Raw genomic sequence first — 2,692 nt, 5'->3', positions numbered from 1 at the left:
CGGCGGTGCGGGGCGTCCACCACGGGGCCCCGCACCGCCGCCCTCGCCGTTCACGGACGACGTTCGCTCTGCCGTCCAACGGCTTCCGGAGGTCTTTACGTCTCGGCCGCGGCGACGCTCGCGGTCACCTTCGGCGCGCTCTTGCGGGTCTCGACGCCGAACACCGCGACCGCCACGACCGCGAGGCCGAGCGGGACGACGCCGAGCAGCGCGGTGAGCCCGATGGACGGCGCCGCGATGCCCGCCACCAGGAAGATCGTCACCAGCACGCCGCCGAGTTTGCCGACCCCGGCCGACAGGCCCGAGCCGCGCGAGCGGATCCGCGTCGGGTAGATCTCGGAGCTGTAGGCGGCCAGGACGGACGCGATGACGCTCGTCCCGACGATCGGCCCCGCGAGCAGCACGTACAGCCAGTCGCGGTGCTTGGCCAGGTCGTCCCCGGCGAAGGTCAGCACCCCGAGCGCGACGGCGACCAGGGCGGTGAACAGCAGGATCGTCTTCTTCGCGCTCCACAGGCCGTAGAGGGCGGCGGCGAGGAACACCAGCGGCAGGCCCAGCAGCGCCGAGTCGCGCAGCGCCCGGTCGGCGGTGGCCTGGGGGAGTCCGAGCTTCTGCAGGTTGGACGGGATCCAGAGCTGGAAGCCGTAGGTGACCAGCCCGATGCCGAGCCCGAGCACGACGACCGCGACGGTGAGCCCGGCGAACGGCGGCCGGAACAGCCGTCCGAAACCGCCGTGCGCCCCCGCGTCGGCCTCGGCGTCCGGCTCCGCCTCCTGCTCGGTGACCTCCACCAGGGACGCACCGTAGCGGGCCATCACGGTCCGGGCCTCCTCCTCACGGCCGTGCGAGAGCAGGAACCGGGGCGACTCGGGGATCCAGTGGTTCAGCAGGATCAGCGTCACGCCGGTCGGCATGCCCACCAGCCACAGGATGCGCCACGAGTACGTCGGGACGAGCTCGGCCGACAGCCAGCTCGTCACCACGTAGGCGAGCGCGAGCGTGCCGCCGATGAGCACCATCACCCAGCCGCGGTGCCGTCCGGGGATCGTCTCGGCGAGCAGCGAGAACGTGATCGGCAGCATGCCCCCGGCGCCCGCGCCCATCAGGAAGCACATCGCCAGGTTCCAGCCGAAGGACGGCATCGCGCCGCACGTCGCCGTGGTCACGAACAGGACCCCGGCGAACAGGATGGCCGCGCGCCGCCCGATGCGGTCGCCCAGCCACCCCCACAGGAACGAGCCCACGGCGGTGCCGGTGAGCCCGAAGAACGGCAGCCACGCCACGGGCAGGTCGCCGTGCGGGTTGAGGGCCGACTTCAGCCCGTACTCCTTCGCCACGCCCGGCGCGGTGAACCCGAGCGAGATCGGCTTCATGGCGTCGATGGTGACGGCCGCCGTCAGCACGGCGATCAGCGCGATGTGCGCGGGCCGGAGCCCGGTGCCGTCCTCGGCGCGGACGCGCAGCTCGGCGGGCGGGGCCTTCTTCAGGAAGTCGCGCGGGACCAGGCCGTAGCCGACGGCCACCAGCCCCACCACGATGAGGACCATCCCGATCATCATCGGGGTGTCCATGGGCATGCCGGCCAGGTGGTAGTGCATGTCCTTGGCGTGCAGGTACATCGGCAGGTGCAGCAGCACCCCCGCGACGCAGGCGACGAAGCCGCCCCAGAAGAAGGGGGGGTGGGCATAGGCAGGGCCGCTCGTGGAGCGTGCTCGCATGGCGTGGGGTCGTCCTTCCGGACTCGGGGGGATGGCCAGATGCGGAATGCGTGGAAGTGCCGGGCGGCGCGCACCGGGGTGCGGCGCGTGCCGGGGGTTCGGTCAGGGACGAAGATCGGACGCGTGATCAGGGTTCCCGGTTCGACTCGAATCGGAACGTTCTGGACGCGCCGATGCGGGCGGCCGTCCCGGGGACGAGCTTCACCGGGGTGTGCGGCGGGATGCGCTCGAAGTCGGCCGCGCCCGGCGGCCTGACCGCCGTGCCGTTGACCGACCCCAGGTCGACCAGGCGCACCTGCCAGCCGTCCAGCGAGACCAGGGTGTGCCGCCGCGAGATCGAGCCGTCCTCGTCGGTCAGCCGCATCGGGATCGCGCGCCGCTCGGCCACCTCCGGCGCGCGCCGCGGCTCCCGGCCGATCAGCAGGTCGGCGGCCAGCGGGACGGTCTGGCCGTCGTCCACGAGCAGGATGCCGAGCGGCGGACGCGGCCCCTTGAAGGGGGCGAGCGTCGCCTGCATCATCGAGATCCCGCAGACCGCGCAGTAGCGCGCCCGGGGATCGTTGAAGTGGTGGTTCTTGCAGTTCACGCCGAGCACGTGCGGTGGCTCGGGCATCGACCGCCCCGGCGACGACGACCCCGGCGAGGACGAACCGGGCGAGGACGAACCGGGCGAGGACGAACCGGGCGAGGACGCTCCCGGCGACGACGACCTGGGCGACGAGGCCGACGGCTCGGCCGACCGGCTCGGGGACGAGCCGCCGGAGGATTCGGCGGCCGATGCCGGTGCGGGTGCCTTGTACTCGATGCGCGTCCGCGGCGACGAGTCCACCGCGGGCCGCGAGGGCTTCCCGCCCTGCCCGGCCGACGCGGACGGCGCGGGCTTCACGGTCGGCGTGGCCCCCGCGGGCTGCGCGGACCGCGCTGCCTTCGCGGATTGCGCTGACTGCGCTGACTGCGCGGGCGGGCCGCCCGCG

The 2,692-nt window shown here is 73.4% G+C and carries 3 protein-coding genes; 1 reads left to right on the top strand and 2 read right to left on the bottom strand.

Annotated elements, in window-relative coordinates; genetic code table 11:
• Window positions 1-95: 95 nt before the first annotated feature.
• Entirely contained in the window at window positions 96-1,718 is a 1,623-nt protein-coding gene (locus tag DZF91_RS25300; RefSeq protein WP_117359727.1) for an MFS transporter, read from the bottom strand.
• Between the two features lie 127 nt (window positions 1,719-1,845).
• Window positions 1,846-2,304: an FHA domain-containing protein gene (locus DZF91_RS42260; protein WP_235834544.1), complete on the bottom strand. Its 459-nt coding sequence runs from the start codon at window positions 2,302-2,304 to the stop codon at window positions 1,846-1,848.
• Between DZF91_RS42260 and DZF91_RS42255 the strand changes: the two genes are divergently transcribed.
• The coding region (locus DZF91_RS42255) for a hypothetical protein (RefSeq protein WP_235834543.1) at window positions 2,294-2,692 on the top strand (399 nt) is incomplete at its 3' end. The genes DZF91_RS42260 and DZF91_RS42255 overlap by 11 nt on opposite strands.

It is taken from the genome of Actinomadura logoneensis (assembly GCF_003428695.1).
GTDB lineage: Bacteria > Actinomycetota > Actinomycetes > Streptosporangiales > Streptosporangiaceae > Spirillospora > Spirillospora logoneensis.
The sequence above is the reverse complement of the archived record's forward strand: the minus strand, read 5'-3'. Positions and strand labels throughout refer to the sequence as shown.

Coding starts and splice junctions, on each gene's coding strand:
- DZF91_RS25300 (WP_117359727.1), bottom strand. CDS start 1,718: ATGCGAGCACGCTCCACGAGCGGCCCTGCCTATGCCCACCCCCCCTTC.